Raw genomic sequence first — 23,597 nt, 5'->3', positions numbered from 1 at the left:
TTCTTATTATAAAATATAGAAAGTTGGAACATCGGCTTTTCTAACAGAAAATTTTCCGACACCAATTTACAATAATCGCATTGCATATTTATCCAGTTTTTAGACCCCCACTTCACTCCTAAACATAATTTACTCTTTATAATTCCTTTGAAATAATTAACTCTTTTTTTGAACTTTACCTCTGACAGAAAGGCATCTTCAAAGAAGGTGCATTAATGGCCGGTTTTCAAGTTGGCAAGGGCGCGATCACCTGATTCTGCCATAATTTAGTGGATAGTTTCATAAATATAGGCAGTAACAATCGAAGTTTGATCATTACTGCCTATGGTATGAATTATTCTTTAATTCAGTTTTATTGAACTTTCTTGAAAGACGTTGCCCTAATTCAGAATTGATACTCCCCCTTCGTCCAAATCATATTTCGATCCAATAATTTGAAGCTGTTTTTTCTCGAGCGCTTCTTTTAAGATTGGACTCTTTTTAAGGTCTAGAACAGAGCTCTGAATATTCAAGTTCACACATTGTTCGATCAATGGGTTTCCCGCTAGGTTATCTGACTTTGCTTGAATAACAGAAGGGGTAATTTTAGCAATCACAGCAGAAATGCTTCCCTTCGTTTCTCCTCCTTCTACGGCAGCTGTGACCGCCCCGCAGCTTTCATGGCCAAGCACAACGACTAAAGGTACCTTTAGATGTTCAACGGCATATTCAACGCTCCCCAGTTCAACCGGTGTTATGACATTTCCTGCCACGCGAATGACGAATAAATCACCCAGAGCTTGATCAAATAACATTTCTGGAGGGACTCTTGAATCAGAGCAGCTGACAATCACTGCAAAGGGGTGCTGCCCATTCCGCAGTAAGTCAGTGCGTCTGGTTATACTAATATCTTTATTTAACACCGTTCCTGATTTAAAGCGCTGGTTTCCTTCCAGAAGAAGCTCCATTGCTGCTTCTGGAGTGGTAACCTTTTCCTTTCGCTGATATACTGGAATTCCAGAGGTTGCTTGAACAGAAGCACTGTTCGTGTCGGCTGAAGGAATCGCTGGCGTTGGAAATGAGGACCGATGACATCCGCTTAGAAGAATCAGCAGACCTAAAAGGGTTACGCAGATATAGGAAGATGACCGGTTCATGAGAATCTCTCCTTAATCTTAGATAATTTTCTATCTCCAGTGTAACCCAAACAAGCCTGGTACTAATCAGTCTTAAGTAACTATTAAAGTGGTAATACTGAAAAGAAAATCTCAAATTATATATATGGATTGCAAATAAAAATATACCCTATAGATTGGCCTGCACAGCGTCTTTTCTGTGTCCAACTACAGGGTATCGCTTAATATTTCTGTTTCTTATTTATTCTATCCTTTTAAACTGGTCAGGCATTTAAAATGAGAACACTTTTGATTCCGCCGCCAGATCGATTAGCTTGCCGGCGGTTGCCAAAGATAGGGAGATCAAATAATCTTATGCATCCTCCGCCTCTTTGGTCGGGCAAGTCTTGCTGAGATCTATTTCTGCAGTTATTTCTTTCCAATCAGCTTCTTTAATGTTGATGGATTCCAGTAAAAGTATTAGATCTGATCTGCCAAAATAAGCCGGATTTCCTTGGGGGTCGAGTGTCATAAGGACAACCGGCATACCAGGAAATACGGGAAGCATAGCTTTAATAATCATAATCGCATTATCTGAGTCACGGAAGATGGGGCGTTGAACCGAAATCACCGCTATAGATTTACCTTGTACTGTCACGACAGCTGCTTCAAATTTACTTTCCAAGTCATTCATCTCCTAATTCTTATGTTGATTCTCGTGTTTGAAGATCTGTGTAAATTTCAATATCTGTACAATAAATTATGCCCTTTAGAAATCGACTAAACATATGTCTTCGACATACAATTCTGAAACCCTGCAAAAGAACGCTATCTCAAAATATTACTGTTTATCGTCCTGCCTTAACTTACCCATTTCAGTGGCTTTGCCTGTGGAAATACTTGTAATTTATCCTCTAAAATAATTCACACCGCCGGCAAAAATCGGCTGATATTTATCCCCGGGAATATTAAGTGCCACTCCATAGCCCGTTCTTTCAGAATGAGCCATCTTGCCTAAGATTCTTCCATCGGGACTGGTTATTCCTTCGATAGCCCCGTATGAACCATTTGGATTATACTCAATGCGGTTACTTGGGTCACCATTGAAATCTACGTACTGGGTCGCAATTTGTCCATTGGCTTCCAACGTCTCAATGACCTTTGGACTGGCAACGAAACGCCCTTCTCCATGGGATACAGGGATTGTATGAATATCACCAAGGGAAACCCCGCTAAACCACGGCGATAAAACGGAAACAATTTTGGTTTGAACCATACAGGAAACATGCCTGCCAATCTTATTGTACGTCAGAGTCGGCGCTTCCGGGGTTAAATCTATAATTTCTCCGTAAGGTACTAAGCCGAGCTTGATCAACGCTTGGAAGCCATTACAAATTCCCAGCATAAGTCCGTCGCGCTTGTTTAAAAGCTCCGAAACCGCCTCTTTAATCCGAGGGTTTCTGAACATTGTGGCAATAAATTTACCGGAACCGTCAGGTTCATCCCCAGCGCTGAAACCACCTGCCAGCATGACGATCTGGGCTTGACCAATCTTTTTCGTCAATTCCGAGATGGACTGTTCTACGTCGGAAGGCGTTAAATTGCGGATAATTAGGGTTTCTACAGCTGCTCCAGCTTTCTCAAAGGCTCTTGCTGAGTCATATTCACAGTTGGTACCGGGAAAAACAGGGATCAAGACTTTCGGTCTGGCAATTTTTAAGGATGGTTTTTGCGTATTGCGTGAATTAAAATGTATTGATCTTGGTTCAGACATGATTCCAGTCCGAGTAGGAAAGACTTTCTCCAAAGGTTGTTCCCAGGCCTGTTGGGCTTCTTCTATCGCAAGAGAAACCCCATTAACTGTAAGCATCGAATTATCTTGGGTTGTCCCGAGGAATTCATAGTCAACATCCCCAAAGATCTGATCCAATTCCAAAGAGCCTTGAATTTCGAGAATGAGTGATCCGTAATCAGCGCTAAAGAGTCTCTGAAAGTCCATTGGTTCAGTAATCGTTAACCCTAGGCGATTCCCGAAGGACATTTTACTGACAGCAGCAGCAAGCCCGCCCATGCCGACGGTGTGTGAAGCCAAGACGTGTCCTGCTTGGATTAGTTCAGAAACTTTACGATAGTTTTTAGCAAGCTTTTCAAAGTCGGGAAGTTCTTGGTTATCGCGCAGGCAAGAAATTAAGGCCACCTTGCTGCCAGCTTTTTTGAACTCTTGGGATACCACCTTGTCCACATCAAGAACATTAACGGCAAAAGCTACTAAGGTGGGTGGCACATTTAAATCCATAAAGGTCCCTGACATGCTGTCTTTCCCACCGATAGCCGGTATTTGAAGTTTTTTCTGAGCATAAAACCCTCCCAACAAAGCACTGAAGGGTTTTCCCCATTTTTCCGGATCAGAACCAAGTTTTTCAAAATACTCTTGAAGGGTTAAACGAACGTTACGGTAGTCTCCTCCTAAGGCGACGATTTTAGTAACAGCATGAACAACTGCATAGAGAGCTCCATGGAATGGACTCCATTTGGCCAGCTGCGGATTATAGCCATAGGTCATTACTGTGGCAGTCTTTGAATCACCGCTCTGCATCGGAAGTTTAGCAACCATTCCCTCGGCGGGTGTCGCCTGGTATTTTCCGCCTAAAGGCATTAACGCCGTCGACATGCCAATGCTGCTGTCAAACCTCTCCACAAGACCTTTCTGACTGCATACATTCAGATCCTGTAAGTTCGTAAGCCATGCCTTGACAAGCAGATTGGCGTCCTTCGTCTCAGTGTTGAAGGAACTAAGAGCAGCAGGCAACGTTTTGAAATAGTTGTTGGATGACTCCGGCAGAATCACTCGTACTTTAGTCGTTTGTTTAATACCATTGGTATTCAAAAACTCTCTGCTCAAATCAACGATGGTCTCACCTCTCCAAGACATTTTAAGTCTTGGGTTAGAACTCACATGTGCTACTAAGGTCGCTTCTAAGTTCTCCTCCCGTGCAAAGGCAATAAAGGGTTCTAAATTTTCCGAACTGATGACGACAGCCATACGTTCTTGAGATTCAGAAATCGCCAGTTCTGTACCATCCAGTCCTTCATATTTTTTCGGAACTGCGTCGAGATTAATCTCTAAACCCTCGGTTAATTCTCCGATAGCGACAGAAACTCCGCCTGCTCCGAAATCATTGCAGCGTTTGATCATTGTGCTGACCTCCGGCTTACGGAACAAGCGCTGAATCTTACGTTCCGTGGGAGGATTCCCCTTTTGGACCTCTGCCCCGCAGGTTAACAAAGACTCCGAGGTATGCTCTTTAGACGAACCCGTCGCCCCGCCGCATCCGTCACGGCCGGTTCTTCCGCCGACCAGAACGACAACATCTCCCGGTTGTGGAACCTCTCGGACCACATTTTTGCGGGGAGCTGCAGCTATAACTGCCCCGACTTCCATCCGTTTCGCCATAAAACCTTCATCATAGACTTCGGCAACTTGTCCAGTTGCCAATCCTATTTGGTTGCCGTAAGAGCTATAACCGGCGGCTGCGCCCCGTGTAATTTTTCGCTGAGGTAATTTTCCTTCTAAGGTATCTTCCAGCTTGCTTCTGGGATCGGCGCTACCTGTTACGCGCATGGCCTGGTAGACATAGGTCCTGCCTGACAGAGGATCGCGAATAGCTCCTCCCAAACAAGTTGCCGCGCCCCCGAAAGGTTCAATTTCTGTAGGGTGATTATGAGTTTCATTTTTAAACATGACTAACCACTCTTCTGACTGGCCATCATGGTCTATGTTAACAACTATACTGCAGGCATTGATCTCCTCGGATTCATCGAGATCATGAAGCAGCCCTTTCTTTTTCAACTCTTTCATTCCTATAACCGCCAGGTCCATAAGGCAGATATCGCGATGGTCTGTCTTTTCAGCATAGACGAAGTCGCGAGATGCAAGATAGTCTTGATAGGAATTAATCAGAGGGTCAGAAAAATCCCCTGAAGGGATAATAACTTCTTCTATTTTGGTATTAAAGGTAGTATGCCGGCAATGATCAGACCAATATGTGTCAATGACTCGAATTTCCGTAAGCGTTGGATTCCGCTTCTCGGTGTCACGGAAATAGGACTGACAAAACATCAGATCCTCAAAACTCATAGCTAAACCCGCTTGATGAAAAAATACCCTCAGGTCCTCCGGTGATTTTTGCATAAAATTAGAAATCACCTCTACATTGGGCGGTAGGACGGATTCAAATTCCAGAGAATTGGGCTTAGCTAAAGAAGCTTCCCGGGATTCCACCGGATTGATGCAATAATGTTTAATGGCTTGGAAATCTTCTACTGTTAACGATCCTGTTAAAATAATAACTTTTGCGGAAGCAATCGCCGGCCGTTCTTTCTGCGTAAGAATTTGAAGACATTGAGCAGCTGAATCCGCCCGCTGGTCATATTGACCTGGGAGGTATTCCATGGCAAAAACTTTGTCTTGGGCCGAAATATCCAGACGTTCATCGTAAATTGAATCAAGAGGCGGCTCAGCAAAAATAATTGAGCGGGATTTTTGGTATTCTTCATCGGTAATTCCGGAAATATCGTAGCGATTGATAATCCGTATACCTGACAAAGAATTGATGCCTAAGTTTTCGCGCAGATCGCTTAGTAATCCTTGAGCCTCGATATCATAGCCGGGTTTTTTTTCAACATAGATCCTCTTGACAGTTTGTGATTCCATACTTACCTCCAACCTTCATTCGCCTTAAATTTAAGATTTGTTTATAGATTAATTGCTAAAAAATATGTTTAAGGCCATAGCGCTTTGTCTATGACCTCGTTGCCAAGTATTCTCACTTCATCGTGTCAAAAATTGTTATAGCTTTGCTTGCATAATACCATGATTCGAGCAGAAATAAAAGCCACTCCCTGAAGTGGCAACTTTGAGAAAAGTGTGACTCATTCCTTCATTGAGTCCCCAATTTTGCTTGCCTAGTCATTAAGTGAATAAAGGCGTTCTCACTTACTATACTAGTGAAGCAAGAACGCCTTTGGTTATTTCTTCTGTAATGTCAGCTTTTTTTCTAAAATGAACTCCATCAAAAGTTTGGCAGTTCCTCCCGTTAGTTTCAAACAATGCCTTAAATGCTCCGGGGAATCAAAATCGTGGGGATTTAAAACTCGACAACAGGTTCCTCCAAATTGGTCGGAAAAGCGGTCATGAAATTCGTGGGCGAGATTATAGAGCGGTTCCCGATCTTGTTGGGGATTGATGCGTCCTTGGTAAAGCCCCAAAACCATAACCGAACTTGTCAAGGCACCGCACATGCAGCCGGCATGCCCCAGGCCACCTCCAAACCCAGTCGCCATCTTCAAACTCTCGGAATTCAGGGGGTTATTAAGCAGCTCGTTGAAGGTATGAAGAATTGACTCTGAACAATTAAGTCCTTCCTTAAATTTGTTTCCAGCTCGCGAACGAGCCTCTAAAGCCATATCATCGTTCATAGGTAACCTCCTTAGCGTAACTTAATCTAATTAGAGCTTACCTAATAGTTCTAGATATATCTTAATATTCCTACTATTTAGATTAAAAAATTCTCTGGGTACGTATGGAAATACCCAGCAGCTTCAATACAAATTGCGCTCTTACAGATATCTGATTCCTATCCAGATAGATCAGTTAAACTGAATAACAAAATTTCAAGGAATGTATTGATTTTAGAAACAATCGGTTTTTTTTCATGATCTGATGGTACTCCCTTGAGATGAAAGGGTGTTAATAAAAACGATCGTAACGAGGGTATATCGTTACGGTCGTTTTATCTTACACTTCAGCGATAAATCTAATTATCCTCTAAGTCCTCCGGGGATTTTACTATAAAGTGGGCTCCCTCAAGGATTTGAGCTAGTACATGATAGGGAGTTGTTGCAACTTCACGGTACATCCTATGGGTATATAAGTGGCGCACATTGGGAAAGTCCTGTTTAAATAAACGCCTGACTTTGTCCCCTGAATAATCTGCGTCCAACAGGACAAAGACCTCATCCTCACTATACTCAGAGAATAATTCTTCCAATTTATCCTCACCTATGGTGCCATAGGTACATGCTATTTCTACAGGTTCATCCAGAATTTGTTGTAACCGCTGCTTGTCTGTTTTTCCTTCAACAATAATCACTTTGCCCATGAATCCACCTTAACTTTCCTATCTTGATTTTTGGCTTTTGATCTAGCGTCTGCGCTTTACTCAGGAAATATTCCGCAGAGCTCAGTCGACCAGCGAGGAAGAGGGAAATTGAAGGGGAATCTTTATAGTTACCTGAGTACCTTGCTTCAATTCGCTCTGGATCTCAATCTTACCTTCCAGCAATTCGATTATGGCCTTAGCAATGGCTAAACCAAGTCCTGTCCCTTTACTGTTTCGCGATTGATCTCCTTTGTAAAAGCGTTCCCAGATGTGCGGCAGCTGATTTGCAGCAATGCCATACCCTTCATCCTTTATCAGGAGTATCAAAGCATTCTTATCCTCCAAATTGGCCGCAATGTAAACACATTTATTAGTGGGGGAATGAGTGATGGCATTGTCCAGGAAAATAATAATAAGCTGGCGTAATCGATTGTAGTCTCCCAGAAAAGGAGGGATTTCTTCTCCCATTGAATAGCTTAATTTAATAGATTTTTTAGCAGCCAGAGTTTGCAGATTTTTAATGGTATCTTCAAGCAGGCTTGGAAAATGAATTACTTCCTGGCTTATCGATATTTTTCCTGATTGAAGCTGAGAAAGTTCCAGAAGATCTTTAACCAATCGTTCTAAGCCATGAGTTTCCTGGAGCATTTGGTGGTAAGTATGCTGAAAATCCTGTCGCGAATCCAGAGTTCCATCGACCATTGCTTCCAGATACCCTCGAATGACTGTCAAAGGGGTACGAAATTCATGGGATACATTAGCAACGAAATCTCGGCGCAATTGTTCGAGACGCTCATTTTCGCTGATATCCTGAACTGAAGCAACACACCCAGTAATGGTATCATGCTTATCAATGATAGGGGAAATCGTAAATCGCAGTACCTTATCCGACCAATTGCGGAGAATCTGCAAAGTTTCCTTGGTTTTCAGCACTTGATCCATCTTAGGTTTAATCTCTAACTCCTGCAGATCTCTGTCAACATCGTCTAAGGAATATGGGGCGTTCCTATTCATGATGGCTGCGAGAGCAAAATTAATACTTACAGGCTCGAGATTACAATTAAATGCGATAATTCCTTCAGAAATGCTGGCTATAATATCTTTGAGTTTTCCCTTTTCCTGAAAGAGTTGATTAATCGTTGAACCAAGTTCTTTCGCCAAAAGGTCGAGAGAATTCCCAAGCTGACCTATTTCATCGCCTCGTTTGATGCCTGTCTTTGCCTGATAATTCCCCTTAGTAATTTCAAGAGCCGTCCGGTTCATTGCTTTGAGAGGACGAGTAAAAAGAATAGAGTACATGACTCCCAGCGCAGCTGCTAATAAAAGCGCTGCTAATAGACTGACAGCTAGAATACTGACTGCCTTGTCTAAAACACTGGTAACCCCTGTCACAGGGGTATGTAAAAGAACTGTCCCTATGACCTTATGCTCATGATTGAAAATCGGAACGCCAATAGTAATCGTGGCTTCATGATACAGACTGCTAAAACTTTCACTGGTAGATTCCTGGCCTTGAAGAACATCCTGAATTACTCTTTCGGCCTCTGGAGGCAGCGGACCTGCATTCGTCAAAATACCTTGTCCGGCTCCGCTTCCCATAGGCCCTCCCTGTCTTGCTCCATAACCAAATCCCCGGCCTTGTCCCATTCCTTGACCTTGCAGGCCGCCGGAAATTATAGTGGGGTTCCCTTTGTTATCCGTAATCCAAACCTTGGACTCAGTTATGGTATCGAGAGAACGAAGATAACCGCCAAAACCTCTCAGGGGATTATTCGGGCCTGCTGTCTTGCCTTCAGAATCGCCCATCACTTCAGCCGCCATGGTAGCGATGCTTCTCGCACTTGTAACCATTGTTTTCTCTCGACTCTCAAAGGCATATTGCTTAAAAAGCTGCATAAATAAGGCACCAATGGCAATCATACATATAGTGATTATGACGATAACACTTAAGGCCAATTTTACTGCCAGTTTGTTTTTAATTAAGTTAACAATTTTGTCAGCGATTCTGAGACTCGAACTTATAACCAACACCCCATATCGTCTTAATATCCCAAGGAAGTTTGGCAGGAATGTTCATTTTCGATCTTAGTCTTTTAATATGAGTATCCACGGTACGTGCATCGCCAAAATATTCATAGCCCCAAACACTGTTGAGAAGGTTGTCTCTCGAAAAAACTTTTCCCGGGTTCGAGGCTAAAACCCATAAAAGTTCAAGTTCCTTTTTCGTTAAGGAAATAGACCGTTCCTCAATTAGTACTTCGTAATCTGAAAGATTAATAACAAGCCCAGGGTACCGAATCACGTCGCTGCTTTGTTCCTCTGAAATATCAAGCCTTCTCAGAACGGCTCGGACTCGGGCCATGACTTCACCGGGGCTGAAAGGCTTGACAATATAGTCATCTGCACCGATATCCAAGCCCATGATTCGATCCCCATCTTCCCCTTTTGCGGTAATCATAATAATAGGCACCGTTGAATTTTGACGGATTTCCTGACAGACTGTAAAACCATTCTTCTTAGGCATCAGAACATCCAGGAGAATCAGCGCGGGTTGATACTCGGCAAATTTTAGGAGCGTTTCTTCCCCATCACGGGCAACGATGGGGTTATAGCCTTCTTTACTCACATAGGTTTTTAAGATATCGAGGATACCCTCATTATCATCGGCAATTAGAAGAAACTTCTTCATAATATCCCCCCCTACTCTAAATTAATTTTACCATTAATTCGTTTCATGATTGTGACAAATTTGTGGCACACTTAATGTCAAAACGGGTTCAAAGTTTTGCCACAATTTTGCCACAATTTCTTTGTAAGCTAAAACTGTAATAAATTATTGAAAGGATGTGGATTGATGAAAATCTACAAAAAGCTTGCAGTTTCCCTAACTGTGTTGGGAATGTTGGGGATTGCCGGGACAGCTTATGCCGCTGTAAATCAAACACCTGCGGACATAGCGGCAAGTGTCACGGGACAATCAATCACTGCTGTCAATCAAGAAAGAGCTTCAGGTAAAACTTATGGAACTATTGCTAAAGAAGCCGGAAAGTTGGAAGAATTTCAAGCTCAAATGTTAGAACAAAAAAAGGCCATACTTGATCAAAGAGTTAAGGATGGCCAATTAACCCAACAACAGGCGGATCAACTTTATACAGCAATAAAAAGCAATCAAGCCTTATGTGATGGAACCGGCAATTGTTCCGGACTCATGGGAGGACAAGGTATGGGACGCGGCTCAGGAAATAGAATGGGAAGCGGTAAGGGAATGGGTTGCAGGCTTGGTTTATATCCTTAAACGGTTTACACGTTAATATTGACGCTGTCTGAAGACCAATCAGGCAGCGTTTTATTATTTGGAAAATATGCAATTGACGAACTGTGGGTTACTCAACTATATTATGAATGAATATCAAAATAACCCACGGCCAAGGGTTGCCCATCGGGAAACCCTTAAGCCGTTCATTAATCTTTAACGTTCTTAAAAATCTCAATAAGCATATTAATTTGTTCGATTTTTTGTTTATCCAACTCAATTTTTTTCTTCATATATTTTAATACACTCACAAAAAAGAAAATCGCGAAAATGATTACCATAAGAGAAATAATAGCGGGGGGCGTTTCTCCAGCATTTGGACCTACACCAAAACCTATATTCATTTTTTGCACCTCTTCTTATACCTATTATTAGGAATTTATAGAATACAAAAGCTTAAACAAGTCATTCATAGACTTTATGAATGACTTGTTTTCTAGTTTCTCTAATTATAATTCATTAAAGTAACCGCTACTTGTGTTATTCGCGACATTTACCCAAAGTCCAATTGTTGCGTTGGCATAACGTATTCCTATGTCTTTGTAGAAAAAACCATAATGTACGTCACCACAAGTGTTTACAGTGTTAGTACCAACGCCCCAAGCCATTTTACCGTCCCATTCAGTAGTAACTGTGGGGTTAAGGTTTATCGATGTATAAGCATCGTAACCTTGAATTTCTTTAATTGTAGTACCATTGTAAACATATTGAACCCAATTTGTTGTTTGAAACACTTCAATACCAAATTCAGTTACAGTACGCTGGTAGGTAGCCCTCTTTACTATATCACCAGAAGCAGAAATGTTGTTGATACCAGATACGGGAGCTAATTTAGATTCAGTTACTTTAGTTGCAGACACAACAATATTTCCATTAGAAAAGCTCTTTGATTGTCCGGGGTTTACGTCGGTAGTCAAAACAGCAGCCAATGTGTAAATGCTCCTCTCCAATATTTAAATTAGTAAATTATAATAGATAAACCGTTACAATAATCCTATATATTTAAAATATTCCATACATCCTCTTTGTTTCCTTTATTTATTAATAGTTATATTTATTTGTGGAAATCTTTAAAATACTGCAGATCAATAACATATACAAATAACAACGACGGCTACGACTTTGATTTTATCAATACCACCTTAACCCCTATCCACACCGTGCATAAAAGTTGCTTGCTACACAGCGTTCCATCACACTCAAAAAAGACCACCGCCAGCATAGGCGGAGGCCAAGGAAGGACGCAGTCTTAGCACAACCTTCACATTTTTTTCTATTTGAGAAAATACCCAAAACTGAAGCCCTTGCTACAGGCGCATTCAGAGTGTCTGTTACTTAATCTTCTGACAGTCTCCACGTGGGTTGATGTGATAATATTGAGTCACAATAAAGTAACACCGACATGCGTGCGATGATTCACCTTTCAATAAATCTCGGAAATTTTAATGATTAATCGTAAAAGTCAGTTTACTAATTTTGCTATACGAACATGATATTAAAACAAACACACCGCAAATGGCATATATTGGTTATTGAAGGAGGTGCCAAAAATGTTTCTTGGTAGAAATCGGGCGTTAAATCAAGGTGGAGAACTCGGAGGCCAGGATGCGGGAGGAAATACTGAGTTCTTAAATCAATCTAATCGAGCGATGCCTTACGGTATGCAACGCTTCTTAGCTAAAAAGGGGATTAATTCCTATGAGGACCTTGGGAGCAGATTTCAATCAGCTCCGCGAATGCCTTTTAGAAGGGCACGTTAATGGTTACTGAGACGATTCAAAAACAGCCCCCTCATTGCGAGGAGGCTGTTTGCTATGACTATGGCTATCGCCTTAACTTTAAATGAACATTATACGCTGAGGACTTCGGTGTAATATCTATGATTTCACCAGAGGCAAAATGATTGTGATTGTTATGCTTGTTAAAACTTCGGTAATGTTTTCTTTTCCAATAAAGACGTAAAATCCCTATTGTTCCGACAAGAAGAACACCCATTAATAGAATTCCCATGGTGAAAGCAGCCATTGTAATGACAAAGACCAAAATCGCCAAATACCAAAGAACTTTATAAAATTTTGCCATATATCCTCCTTTTAGGGACAATGTAATAAACTATTCAACATGTACGGCTGTACCAGAAGCACTAACCATTAGCATACTGCCATTTTGACCAATCACTTCATAATCCAAATCAATTCCGACGACCGCATTAGCCCCTATTCGTGCTGCCCGCTCTTCTAACTCTCTTAAAGCTACACTTCGCGCATCCTGCAGTTTCTCTTCATAAGCACCTGAGCGTCCGCCAATAATATCCGTAATACTGGCAAATATATCTCGCATAATGTTGGCACCCATAATAGCTTCTCCGGTTACAATACCTAAATACGAGGTAATATGATGTCCTTCAATAGACGGGGTTGTCGATAAAATCATAGATTTTCCCTCCCATATAGTAATCGTTTATCTCATTGCTGAAATTTTAAATCTTAGCTTTCTTTAAGATTTTAAATGTCGTAAGGCAATCTTTTGAAACATCACTAAAAGGCCAACACACAACCTATAAATTGAATCCAGCTGGAGATTAACTTCTGCAGTCTCATCGAAAAATACATTTAATTTTGATTCAATGTCCTCTGTTGGTTTCGTGTAACAAAGGAGTAAAGGAACTTTAGGCAAGGGATACAAGGCAAGAGAAATATCTGCTTCAAAACTTGTTGGAACAGGTTTGCCGCTGAAAATATGAATCATATCTTCAATCAGGTCTGGATGATCATCGGTAAGTTGTTTTAAAGGTTTTTCAAAACGTTGCTCAAAGAATGTATTCCATACAGTCTCTTTACTTAGTTCTCTGAAATGAACCCAATTCCCGGTAGGAACTTTCCCGGCACTGTAAATAGTATAGTTGAGCAAAGGCACTATTACCCAGACATTAATATGACAGTCAGAGATAACATTTCCTTCAGAATCAACGCCAAAATCCTTTCCCAAACATTTGATGATCAGCTTATCTCCGGAAAGAGCAGCCCCTAACCGTTCTACTGATGCGGGAAAGTTTATCTTACTGATTTCATTTTTCAAAGGTACAAGAACTTGCTTCAATTGCTCTTCCGGGGTCGATTGGCGAACGATCTTTCCTTCTAATTCCTGAATAAGCGTCCTCTCTAAATGAGGGCATCCAGTGAACTGTTTTTCTCCCTTAATTACTGCTGCAGCAAAGGCAAGACAAGTTGCCAAGCCGCATTGTCTGCAATTTGATCTAGGGAGCAATTTGTAAACTTCCAAAGGATTATCCAGTGACATGTGCTTTGCCACCCCCTATTTTGAAACGCTGCATAAGTTCTTCTGAGACTATTTTACATCTCTAAGTTTTTTTGAGGACCTTAAGATTGTAAAGTCAGGTCCTATATAGACTCTATACATAAAATCTAACATAAATTCTATTAAATAATTAATCTTCTAACTCTAATGCTGTTTCTAAAGCTATTTCAATCATATTTCGGAAGGTCTTTTGACGCTCTTCGGAGGTTGTAATTTCATGCGTTATAAAACTATCGCTGACAGTCATTATTCCAAGGGCCCTGACGTTAAATTTTGCAGCTAAAGTATAGAGGGCTGCTGCCTCCATTTCCACTGCCAAAACTCCAAACTTAGCCCAGTGCTTCCAATCATCAGGTTCATCTCCATAAAAGGTATCCGTGCTTAATATGTTGCCGACTCGAACAGGGACTCCTAATTTTAGAGCATTATTATAGGCCTTCATGAGCAAGGAAAAATTAGCCGTTGGAGCATAATCCATATTGTTGAATCTAAGTTTGTTCATGTTGGAATCAGTTGAGGTACTCATTGCCAGAATGACATCTTTAAGATGAATATCCTCCTGCATAGCACCGCATGTACCAATGCGAATTAAATTCTTGACTTTAAACTCGGTAATAAGTTCATTAACATAGATTGAGATTGAGGGCATTCCCATTCCAGTTCCTTGAACAGAAACCCGTTTTCCTTGATAAGTACCTGTAAATCCGAACATGCCTCTTACTTGATTATAACAAACAACATCTTGAAGAAAGGTCTCTGCTATGAACTTTGCTCTCAAAGGATCGCCGGGTAAAAGAACGGTCCTTGCAATCTCGCCCTCTTTAGCGCCAATATGTATACTCATAAACGTCACCTTCCTAAATTAAACAATTCTAATCAATCTTATTTTACCCGATTCTATGACGATCTGTCCACTTTAATGGAATAAGCCCACCAAAAGGCGGGCTTATTCCTAAAACTAATCCATAAATTTTCTTCATTTATCCTCTAAGAAACTATAAGCAGTACGTTCCCAACCGCACTAGAAAAGAAGAAAAAGGTTCCCTCCGATTATGCTGTCCCGGAGGGACAAAGAGGATATACATGAAAAAGACTTAAGGACCAATGTCCTTATGCCTTATTATACAATATCCCCAGAGGTTTGTATTGCGTTGCTTCGTGGTAAGTTTTAGGTAAGGATGAAGATTTGTCAGTCCATAAATTCCGGACAGATTAATATTGGCTTCAGCACCGAACAGGTAACGGCAGTGAAAGGATTTTAACCCTCTGTGTTGCACAGCTGCGAGGAGTGCAAACAAAAAAGGCCACCAATTAGTGACCTTTCTTTTAACCAATGGATCCCGCAAAGTTCCCCCCAGAATTAATGGATAAACGGCTCTGGATTAATTTTCAACATACTCACTAAGAAAATATGAACCAAATCATGTTAGGTTAGCAAACTAATCTCGACAAATCCTCCACTACTTCTGATAAAATGTGTTTCGGGAACAATCCTCTGAAATCTCGACCTAATTTCCTAGCAGAATCAATGACTTACTGATTACCAAAGAAATTTTATGGGACTAACGACAACAGAGTTACGGGGAGGAACTTTGCGGGAAAGCTTTCTTAACGTAAAAGAACTACCTTCTTACTAGGTAGTTATCAATTCAACGAATTCAGCACCCATTAAAACCGCAATGCTGAAAACCTCCGAAGAATCGAAACTTCACCTAGCAATGCCCTAACAAGAACTTAACTGAATCTTTTATTTATTGTTTATGATTTAATTATAATCCTATTCTGTTTTTTGTCAAGTACCTTTTTATCCCAATCAAGAGACATAATCGGTTGGAGTTATTGTGGTGGCGTCAGCGGTCTGAGGAGAGAATAACGTTACTGGAAAACAAATCAGACATAGCATCACAACAAAGATTATCAACTTCCGCAACATTATAGTTTCTCTCCTTCATACCAATGCATACTTTAGGATTTACCTCTTTAGGATTTAGATGAAATTCCCGCCGTCAACAACAATCGTTTGCCCGGTTACAAAGCCGGCATGTGCAATAAGTGCGTAAACAACTTCGGCGATATCATCCGGGGTGGCCACGCGTCCAAGGGGAGTACCGGCTGCAAGATGGGCGATATGTTCATCCTTACCTGCTACCCAACGAGTTTGTACGATTCCCGGGGCTACAGCATTGACCCTAACCTCAGGAGCTAAAACGCGAGCTAAAGATTTATTAATGCTGACAACGGCAGCCTTTGAGGCTGAATAAGCAATAGAGCTGCCTAATCCCGTCAGGCCGGCAATGGATGCCATATTGACGATACATCCCCGAGTTTTCTTAAGTTCTGGGGCGGCAGCACGGGAGCAAAAGAACGTTCCTTTAACATTTACCCCCATTATGTCATCCCAGTATTCTTCCTTTAAACCTTCTAAATCAGTATGATCTACAAAGTGAGTCATACCGGCATTATTAACAAGTATGTCTAATTTCCCAAAGTCGTTAACAACCTTCCTGATCATTAATCTGACGTCTTCATCTTTCGATATATCGGCCCGGTATGTTAGACAACGAACACCCAAACTTTCGATCTCAGCCTTTGTCTTTAAGGCGTCATCTTCCGAACGGGAATAATTAACGGCAATCTGGACCCCGGCTTTAGCAAGAATCAAGGCGATTGCTCTCCCGATTCCCGTACCTCCGCCAGTAATTAAAGCTATTTTTCCTTGCAGCATTTAAACTCCTCCTCTAAGTCTTAAATCTGTATTATATAAATTTAAAATATTGAATTCTAGTATAGCGCACCCTCTAAAACTGTACAAGTTTAATCCAGAGGGTCCTTCCAGACTTTAGGTTGCCAAAAATCGTAAAACTAATCCAAGAAAGTGAACTCGCTTACGCAAAAGCTGAACATCAGGGCTTCAGATACAATAATGTCCAGTGGGCATTATTGCCGAGCTGACTTTCCCAAAAGGAATAGCGAAGAAGGACTCTACCCCACCTGAAGATAACGAAGGACCCACCCCCACTTATAGAAATCTTGAACAAATTCTTAATCTCAGTTCGTCATTCCGGCTTTCTTATACAGCTCATAAAAGTGATGAGTCGGCCCAACACCTTTGCCTATGTCTAAAGAGTGTTCAATCGCAGCAGTAATGTATTCTTTAGCCTGGGAAACTGCTTCATCAAGGGAATAGCCTAAGGCAAGGTTAGAAGTTATAGCTGAAGACAGAGTACAGCCGGTTCCATGAGTATTCTTCGTCGCTATTCGTTTTGAAGCATAATACTTAAAGTCTTGACCATTATAGAGAATATCTGTTGAATCATCCTCCAGATGTCCGCCTTTAAGAAGAACATTCTTAGCTCCCATTTGGCAAATTATTGTTGCAGCCTCTTCCATCTCGGGAAGATTTCGAATTGACATTTTCGTCATCACTTCTGCTTCCGGAATATTAGGTGTTACGATGGTAGCTAAGGGCAAAAGCTTACGAATGAGTGTCACCTCGGCTTCAGGATTTAACAAATGGTAGCCGCTTTTTGATACCATGACCGGGTCTAGCACAATGTTCTGTGGAGAATAGTTTTTTAGAGATTCAGCAATGACCTCAATAGTGGAAATTTGAGAAACCATGCCAATTTTGAGACCATCGACTTCAATATCTTCAAAAATCGCCTTAATTTGAGCTGCTATCACCTCTCTGGAAATATCCTGAACGGCAAAAACTCCTTGTGTGTTTTGAGCCGTGACGGCGGTAATGACGCTCATGCCGAAAATGCCATGTGCGGAAAAGGTTTTTAGATCGGCTTGAATTCCTGCTCCTCCACTACTGTCTGAGCCGGCAATTGTAAGTGCTTTTTTCATTGTTCTCCCCCCATGATTTTTCATCTAATCGTGAGACTCCCACTTCTACAAGTGGGAGTGGCCCCCGTTCTCCGCTTCGGTGGGGGTAGAGTCCCCCACCGAAGCCCCGATGTTCAGCTTTAGCTGAACGAGTTCACTCTTTCAAATAAAAAGAGCCTATCTCCAGAATAGGAGTTAAGCTCTTAATTATTTAACCAAAAAGAGTAACTGCTTACCTACGCTGGCATTATCCAGATCAGGTTTATAGGGTCTTAGACTTTCCAGGGTCTAAATCTCAGCCGGCCTTTCCAGCTCCCCCGCTCTGTGCTTATGTTTTTCTAAAATCTAACACGCTCGAAATCGAAAGTCAACTCTGTGAACTCAGGGGCAAACCATGATTTACGATTTATTTTTAGGAAGCGGTCTCTTCTCGCCATCCATGGCTTCAGAGACACTTGGTCGTCCATGACCGGCGGTCTCTTCTCGCCATCCATGGCTTCAGAGACACTTGGCAGTCCAGGGGGGGATAAATGAAATTATTAAAATACGAGAATAACCGCGAAATGTCTTACAAGTGTGTTATTGTTATTGTAATTACAGATTTAAACTTAGGAGGCATTTCAATGGGAGATCCTTTACTTATGACCTTAATAGTTCTGGTAAGTATTTCGTTACTCTTACTTATTCTCTTAGTATTTCGCTCTTCTCAAAATTCAGCGAACCATTTCCAGGGAAAATTCGAGGTATTGGAGAAGGGCCTTGAACGCAGCGAACGCTTAGTTCATGGTGAAATCTCTAAAAATCGCGAAGAATCAATGCTCAACTCACGTCAGGTGCGGGAAGAACTAAGCCAAACCCTTCATTCCTTCAACGATTCAGTTTTGACTCGCATGGCGGAGATTGCTTCCCTCCAGCGCAATCAGTTGGATATTTTTTCAGATCAATTAGGCTCCCTAACTAAAACCACTGATTTAAAATTGGAACGACTGCGTCATACTGTCGAAGAACGGCTTACACAGATTCAACAGGATAACGCTCATAAATTAGACCAAATGCGCGCCACCGTCGATGAGAAACTCAGTGCTACCCTTGAGCAGCGATTGGGAGAATCCTTTAAATTAGTCAGTGAGCGGCTTGAAGCCGTGTATAAAGGACTCGGGGAAATGCAGACGTTAGCCTCCGGTGTTGGGGATTTAAAGAAAGTCTTAGCAAATGTAAAAACCAGAGGCATTATGGGTGAGATTCAACTGGGGAATTTGCTTGAACAAGTCCTTACCCCCGAACAATATGCAACCAATGTCCCGACAAAACTCGGAAGCAATGACCGCGTTGAATTTGCCCTTAAATTACCGTCACGAGATGATCAGGATAGTGTCCTTTGGTTACCCATTGATGCAAAATTTCCCTTGGAGGACTATGAACGATTGCTGGAAGCACAAGAAAAGGTAAATGTCCCGCAGGTTGAAGAGTTTGGCAAATCCCTGGAGAATCGCCTTAAGTCGGAAGGCAAAAGTATTCATGATAAATATATCGATCCGCCCCACACAACGGATTTCGGCATCTTGTTTCTGCCTGTTGAAGGCTTATATGCCGAAGTTTTGCGGCGCCCGGGTTTATGTGAATTCCTGCAGCGAGAATATAAGGTGATCATTACCGGTCCAACGACTCTCGCTGCACTTCTTAACAGTCTACAAATGGGCTTCAGAACCTTAGCCATTGAAAAACGATCGAGTGAGGTTTGGAACCTCTTAGGTGCTGTCAAAACGGAATTTGGGAAATTTGTGGAGATCCTTGAAAAAACCCAGAAAAAGCTTCAAGAAGCAAGTAATACTATTGATTCGGCAACGAAAAAATCGCGCACCATTGTTCGAAAACTCAAAACCGTTCAATCGCTGCCAGTAAACGAAACAAATCTGCTCTTAGAACAGAATGAAAGTAATATTGAAGACTAATAGGGTTCAGTGCTGTCAGTTTCTTTTTAAAAAATTGGCAGCACTTTTAATCTTTAAGAGATAATTTTTCAGCGAATTCACTAATCGTGAGACTCCCACTTCAAGTGGGGGTAGTTCCCATACCTTGTTTCAGTCGGGGTAAAGCCCATCCTTCAGCGCGATAGCATTTGTTATGGGCTAGGCGCTTTCGGCGTAAGTGTCCACAGGGCACTTACGCAGCCGAAGCCACGATGTTTTGTTTTGCCGAACGAGTTCACTAGCGAATTCATTAATAGGGTTAAAATCACCCGTAAAAAGTAAATGAGCCATCGTAAAATAGCTCATTTCATTCGATAGTGTCATTTAACGTTAACCTTAACTAATAAATCTTGCCCGTTTCCATAATTCATTATAAACTCCCCCAAATTGAAGAAGCTCTGTATGCGTCCCCTGTTCAATTACTCTTCCGTTGCCGAGCAGCAAAATCTCGTCCATGTTCTCTAAACCTAAGATGTCGTGAGTTACCAAAATTATTGTTCGCCCCTCCAGAAGATGAAAGACTTCCCTTTGTACCTCGCCTTCAGTAATCGAATCAAGGCCTGCAAATGCTTCGTCGAGAATTATGATCGGCGCGTTCTTTAATAAGACACGGGCAATAGCTAAACGCTGTCTCTGCCCGCCGGAGAGCTTTAAACCGCCTTCACCGACGTAACTATCATAACCTTGGGGTAAGGACAGGATGAATTCATGGAGCTGGGCCTGTTGAGCAGCCTCAATCAGTTCCTGATCCGTGGCCGACGGTTTAGCCAAAAGAAGATTCTCTTTAATCGTTGCATTAAAAAGATAGGTCTGTTGAGAAACGACAGCGAATAAATCCCTCAGTCGTTCTAAATCGTATTCCGGCAAGGAGTGTTCAGCAAGGAATATCTTGCCCTTCTCAGGTTCCCAAAATCTTAGGACAAGGTTGATGATGCTGGTTTTTCCCACTCCGCTCGGTCCGACGATTGCCGTTTTGCTTCCCTTTGGAATGGCAAAAGCCAAATCTTTCAGAACCCAAGGTTCAGCAGGGTCATAACGAAAGCTCACATCTTGGAAACGCAAATCTAAATTATCTCCTTGGGGAAGAAGATTGCCGTTATCATTTAGCTCTTGTTTGTTCTCTATTAGCTCTAACAAACGATCGGCCGCCGCAAGGTTTTGTTCACAATAATGAGGGAGTAAGGCTAGTGGGGAAATTGCTTCGAAGCTGCTAAACGTTCCAAGAGCCAGCATTCCTAAATCAACTCCCTTTAACCTCCCTGCTTCCACAAGCAGAATTCCCAAGACGAGAACAGACAACATGCCAAGATTGGCAATCAGTCCAATCAGCGATGAGGAAAGTGCTGAAAGCTTCATGAGTTTACGCTCATGCTCGATTATCCTGTCATTTGTCTGTTCAATTTTGTGCAAGTGTTTTCTGACCTGATTATAAGATAATAGTTCGGTCATTCCCAAGAGACCGTCAGCAACTTGGGTATTTAATTCCGCTTTAAGAGAGATAATCCGAGTTGCGATACCCTGTCCCAGTATCTTAATGAGCCAAGGCAGCAATAGTCCCGCCATTAAGAAACCGGCAGCAAGAATATAGGAAAAACGAACATCGAACCTCGCTAAAAAGATACCATATCCCAACAGAACTAAGAAAGCTACAAGGGGCGGGGCAAAAACTCGAAGATAAAAGTTCTGCTGTGTCTCTACATCCCCAACAATTCGGCTTAGAAGATCAGCACTGCGGAAGTGGCTTAAACGAGCCGGGGCGAGTGGCTCGATTTGTTCATAAAATGTTACCCGGATTCTGCTTAAAACACGAAATGTCACATCATGGGACAAATAACGTTCCAGGTAGCGGAAGACAGCGCGCGACAGCCCAAAAAAGCGTACTCCTACGATGGTTACCATCAAATCCAGAATGGGAGGATGCAGAGCAGCTCGCGCCAAAAGATAAGCCGACGCGGCCATTAAACCAATATGACTGGTAACAGTAAACACACTTAAGAATAAGGCTAGCAGTATTCTTGGCCAATAAGGAATCAGCAAACGAATTAACCAGATTATTCTTTGCATAGTGCGAGCCCTCTTGCTTTCTGAACAAGCTGATAATACAGCCCCCGTTTTATCATTAAAACATCATGGTTGCCCGCTTCGACGATGCGGCCTTGATCCAAGACAAGAATACGATTTGCCTGACGAATGGTATTAAGCCGATGAGCGATGATAATAGCGGTCTTCCCCCGTGCTAAGTTCCAGAGAGCTTCCTGAACAGCCTTTTCACTCTCGAGGTCTAAAGAAGACGTCGGTTCATCGAAGATAAGCAGAGGTGGATTTTTTAAAAAAATTCTGGCCATAGCAATTCTTTGAGCTTGACCTCCGCTTAAACGATACCCACCTTCACCCAGGATAGTGTGATACCCCTGGGGAAATGTCAGGATAAACTCATGAGCATTAGCTGCCTCCGCCGCCTTGATGACTTCGCTCATGGTCGCCTCGGGTTTTCCAAGGGTAATATTTTCTATAATGCTGCCGGCAAAGAGATAGGGATTTTGAGGAACATAGCCGATCTGTTCCCGCCAAATATTGGGTGAGATGGCCTGAAGCACTTCTCCATTTACAAAAATTTGACCTTCTGAGGGTTGAATAAAGCCCATTAAAAGTTGAATCAAAGAGGTCTTCCCTGCCCCGCTGGGGCCGACAAGGGCAATAGTTTCCCGGCAATTCAAAGATACAGTGATATCTTGTAATGCCGGAGTATCCTCCTGCTCATAGGTTAAGGTAACATGATCAAACTTAATCTGATAATCGTCTGAAAAAATCCTTGAATGACAAATATTGGAATTAGGCTCGATGATAAGATTTGGCTGAGGCACGTTTAAAATCTCAAAAATCCTTTCAGCAGCATTTATTCCGGATAGTCCAGCATGAAAATTTAAGCCAAGTGTTCTTAGAGGAGTATAAAATTCAGGGGCAAGTAATAAAAGAAACAACCCGGAAGAGAAAGAAAGTGTACCGTAAACAAGTCTTAAGCCAATCGCAACTGCAACAAGTGCGGTACTCATTGTCGCCAAAAATTCAAGAACAAGGGCCGATAAAAAGGCAATTCGCAACACACTCAGTGTTGATTCCCGAAAGGATTCACTGACCCTGGCAATAACTCTAATCTGATCTTTAGCCCGTCCAAATAGTTTTATAGTAGTGATTCCTCGTAAAATGTCCAGAAAATGTCCGCTCATCCAACTCAAACGCTGCCACTGCTGCAACGACTTTTTCTCAGCTAATTTGCCGATCAGTACCATAAAGAGGGGAATCAGTGGTCCTGTTAAAAGAAGAATGCAACCAGATTCCCAATCTAAGGGGAAAACGAAGACTAAGATGATCAGCGGGATACCGACCGCTATGAGAAGCTGAGGCAAATATTTGGCAAAATAATCTTCAAGAGCATCTGTTCCGCCAACTATGGTTGAAATTACTTCACCGCTTTTTTCTCCCCGAACATAGAAAGGACCTAAAGCGAATATCTTCTGCAGCAATCGCTGCCGCAAACCACTTTTAACACGCAAGGCTGCTTCATGGGCACATACTTCGCTTAACCACTGAAAGAGAGCTTTAACGATGACTATGGCCAGAATTAAGACCAAAGCATATTCAACAGCTTTAAAGGGCGCCTTGCCAAGAAATACTTTAGCGACAATTTGAGAAAAATACCAAGCTTGGGCAACGGCCAGGAGTGAAATTCCGACACTCAGACCAACGGTAAGTATAAGGTACCCCTTCACTTGCCTCCCTTCATTTATTAGTCGCTTATCAAACATGCCGTTCATCTCCTAAACCTTAGCGTGACTAAATGAAAAATGAGGGCTTAGTTTTCTATGGCATTCACAGTCGACATAAAGGAATGCATGGAGAACAGGCCCTC

21 protein-coding genes and 1 riboswitch are annotated in these 23,597 nt (G+C 42.0%); of the genes, 3 read left to right on the top strand and 18 right to left on the bottom strand.

The window, feature by feature from the left end; translation table 11 throughout:
• Positions 1-380 precede the first annotated feature (380 nt).
• From ACPUYX_RS13625 to ACPUYX_RS13595, 7 genes are all read right to left on the bottom strand, one after another.
• Positions 381-1,136 (bottom strand): carbonic anhydrase, encoded by a 756-nt coding sequence (locus tag ACPUYX_RS13625; protein ID WP_426380186.1) that lies wholly within the window; start codon positions 1,134-1,136, stop codon positions 381-383.
• 331 nt (positions 1,137-1,467) lie between these two features.
• Positions 1,468-1,788, bottom strand: a complete 321-nt coding sequence (locus ACPUYX_RS13620; RefSeq protein WP_426380185.1) for a hypothetical protein — start codon at positions 1,786-1,788, stop codon at positions 1,468-1,470.
• A 213-nt stretch (positions 1,789-2,001) separates the two neighbouring features.
• Positions 2,002-5,808: a phosphoribosylformylglycinamidine synthase gene (locus tag ACPUYX_RS13615; RefSeq protein WP_426380184.1), complete on the bottom strand. Its 3,807-nt coding sequence runs from the start codon at positions 5,806-5,808 to the stop codon at positions 2,002-2,004.
• 314 nt (positions 5,809-6,122) lie between these two features.
• Positions 6,123-6,572, bottom strand: a complete 450-nt coding sequence (locus ACPUYX_RS13610; RefSeq protein ID WP_426380183.1) for a C-GCAxxG-C-C family protein — start codon at positions 6,570-6,572, stop codon at positions 6,123-6,125.
• A 338-nt stretch (positions 6,573-6,910) separates the two neighbouring features.
• Complete coding sequence (locus ACPUYX_RS13605; protein ID WP_426380182.1) at positions 6,911-7,255, bottom strand: toprim domain-containing protein; 345 nt, start codon at positions 7,253-7,255, stop codon at positions 6,911-6,913.
• 81 nt (positions 7,256-7,336) lie between these two features.
• Positions 7,337-9,286, bottom strand: coding sequence for an ATP-binding protein (locus tag ACPUYX_RS13600; RefSeq protein WP_426380181.1), 1,950 nt, complete (start codon positions 9,284-9,286; stop codon positions 7,337-7,339).
• Positions 9,252-9,944 carry a response regulator transcription factor gene (locus ACPUYX_RS13595; RefSeq protein ID WP_426380180.1) on the bottom strand — a complete coding sequence of 231 codons (693 nt, stop codon included), beginning with the start codon at positions 9,942-9,944 and terminating at the stop codon, positions 9,252-9,254. The genes ACPUYX_RS13600 and ACPUYX_RS13595 overlap by 35 nt, the downstream gene beginning before the upstream one ends.
• 165 nt (positions 9,945-10,109) lie before the next feature.
• Here ACPUYX_RS13595 and ACPUYX_RS13590 point away from each other — a divergent pair, with 165 nt between their 5' ends.
• Positions 10,110-10,550 carry a DUF2680 domain-containing protein gene (locus ACPUYX_RS13590; RefSeq protein WP_426380179.1) on the top strand — a complete coding sequence of 147 codons (441 nt, stop codon included), beginning with the start codon at positions 10,110-10,112 and terminating at the stop codon, positions 10,548-10,550.
• A 167-nt stretch (positions 10,551-10,717) separates the two neighbouring features.
• On the opposite strand, the gene ACPUYX_RS13585 is transcribed toward ACPUYX_RS13590, so the two are convergent.
• Positions 10,718-10,912 (bottom strand): immunity protein, encoded by a 195-nt coding sequence (locus tag ACPUYX_RS13585; protein WP_426380178.1) that lies wholly within the window; start codon positions 10,910-10,912, stop codon positions 10,718-10,720.
• 105 nt (positions 10,913-11,017) lie between these two features.
• Positions 11,018-11,497: a hypothetical protein gene (locus ACPUYX_RS13580; protein WP_426380177.1), complete on the bottom strand. Its 480-nt coding sequence runs from the start codon at positions 11,495-11,497 to the stop codon at positions 11,018-11,020.
• Positions 11,498-12,118: 621 nt separating this feature from the next.
• Between ACPUYX_RS13580 and ACPUYX_RS13575 the strand changes: the two genes are divergently transcribed.
• Positions 12,119-12,328 carry a hypothetical protein gene (locus tag ACPUYX_RS13575; protein ID WP_426380176.1) on the top strand — a complete coding sequence of 70 codons (210 nt, stop codon included), beginning with the start codon at positions 12,119-12,121 and terminating at the stop codon, positions 12,326-12,328.
• A gap of 64 nt (positions 12,329-12,392) precedes the next feature.
• Here the strand turns inward: ACPUYX_RS13575 and ACPUYX_RS13570 are convergent, their stop codons facing one another.
• The 6 genes from ACPUYX_RS13570 to thiD form a co-directional block, all read right to left on the bottom strand.
• The gene (locus ACPUYX_RS13570; RefSeq protein ID WP_426380175.1) at positions 12,393-12,650 is read right to left on the bottom strand and encodes a hypothetical protein; all 258 of its coding nucleotides are present in this window, start codon (positions 12,648-12,650) and stop codon (positions 12,393-12,395) included.
• Positions 12,651-12,680: 30 nt separating this feature from the next.
• Positions 12,681-13,001, bottom strand: a complete 321-nt coding sequence (locus ACPUYX_RS13565) for a heavy metal-binding domain-containing protein (protein WP_426380174.1) — start codon at positions 12,999-13,001, stop codon at positions 12,681-12,683.
• Positions 13,002-13,064: 63 nt separating this feature from the next.
• A complete protein-coding gene (locus ACPUYX_RS13560; RefSeq protein ID WP_426380173.1) occupies positions 13,065-13,868 on the bottom strand; it encodes a DUF3786 domain-containing protein in 804 nt (267 codons plus the stop codon).
• Positions 13,869-14,016: 148 nt separating this feature from the next.
• On the bottom strand, positions 14,017-14,730 hold the full coding sequence (deoD, locus tag ACPUYX_RS13555) for a purine-nucleoside phosphorylase (RefSeq protein WP_426380172.1): 714 nt from the start codon (positions 14,728-14,730) through the stop codon (positions 14,017-14,019).
• Between the two features lie 1,143 nt (positions 14,731-15,873).
• A complete protein-coding gene (locus ACPUYX_RS13550) occupies positions 15,874-16,611 on the bottom strand; it encodes an SDR family NAD(P)-dependent oxidoreductase (RefSeq protein ID WP_426380171.1) in 738 nt (245 codons plus the stop codon).
• Between the two features lie 323 nt (positions 16,612-16,934).
• Complete coding sequence (gene thiD, locus ACPUYX_RS13545) at positions 16,935-17,738, bottom strand: bifunctional hydroxymethylpyrimidine kinase/phosphomethylpyrimidine kinase (protein ID WP_426380170.1); 804 nt, start codon at positions 17,736-17,738, stop codon at positions 16,935-16,937.
• Positions 17,739-17,932: 194 nt separating this feature from the next.
• Positions 17,933-18,046: riboswitch (TPP riboswitch) on the bottom strand.
• Between the two features lie 294 nt (positions 18,047-18,340).
• Between thiD and ACPUYX_RS13540 the strand changes: the two genes are divergently transcribed.
• On the top strand, positions 18,341-19,669 hold the full coding sequence (locus ACPUYX_RS13540; protein ID WP_426380332.1) for a DNA recombination protein RmuC: 1,329 nt from the start codon (positions 18,341-18,343) through the stop codon (positions 19,667-19,669).
• Between the two features lie 177 nt (positions 19,670-19,846).
• Here the strand turns inward: ACPUYX_RS13540 and ACPUYX_RS13535 are convergent, their stop codons facing one another.
• From ACPUYX_RS13535 to cydD, 3 genes are read right to left on the bottom strand one after another with little or no spacing between them, the layout of a single operon-like run.
• Positions 19,847-20,011 carry a hypothetical protein gene (locus ACPUYX_RS13535; RefSeq protein WP_426380169.1) on the bottom strand — a complete coding sequence of 55 codons (165 nt, stop codon included), beginning with the start codon at positions 20,009-20,011 and terminating at the stop codon, positions 19,847-19,849.
• Between the two features lie 12 nt (positions 20,012-20,023).
• Positions 20,024-21,751 (bottom strand): thiol reductant ABC exporter subunit CydC, encoded by a 1,728-nt coding sequence (cydC, locus tag ACPUYX_RS13530; RefSeq protein WP_426380168.1) that lies wholly within the window; start codon positions 21,749-21,751, stop codon positions 20,024-20,026.
• Positions 21,739-23,493 (bottom strand): thiol reductant ABC exporter subunit CydD, encoded by a 1,755-nt coding sequence (gene cydD, locus ACPUYX_RS13525; protein WP_426380167.1) that lies wholly within the window; start codon positions 23,491-23,493, stop codon positions 21,739-21,741. Before cydD ends, cydC begins: the two co-directional genes overlap by 13 nt.
• Between the last annotated feature and the right edge of the window lie 104 nt (positions 23,494-23,597).

Source organism: Desulfosporosinus sp. SYSU MS00001 (genome assembly GCF_049943955.1).
GTDB lineage: Bacteria > Bacillota > Desulfitobacteriia > Desulfitobacteriales > Desulfitobacteriaceae > Desulfosporosinus.
This window is presented reverse-complemented; position numbering and strand designations above follow the sequence as displayed.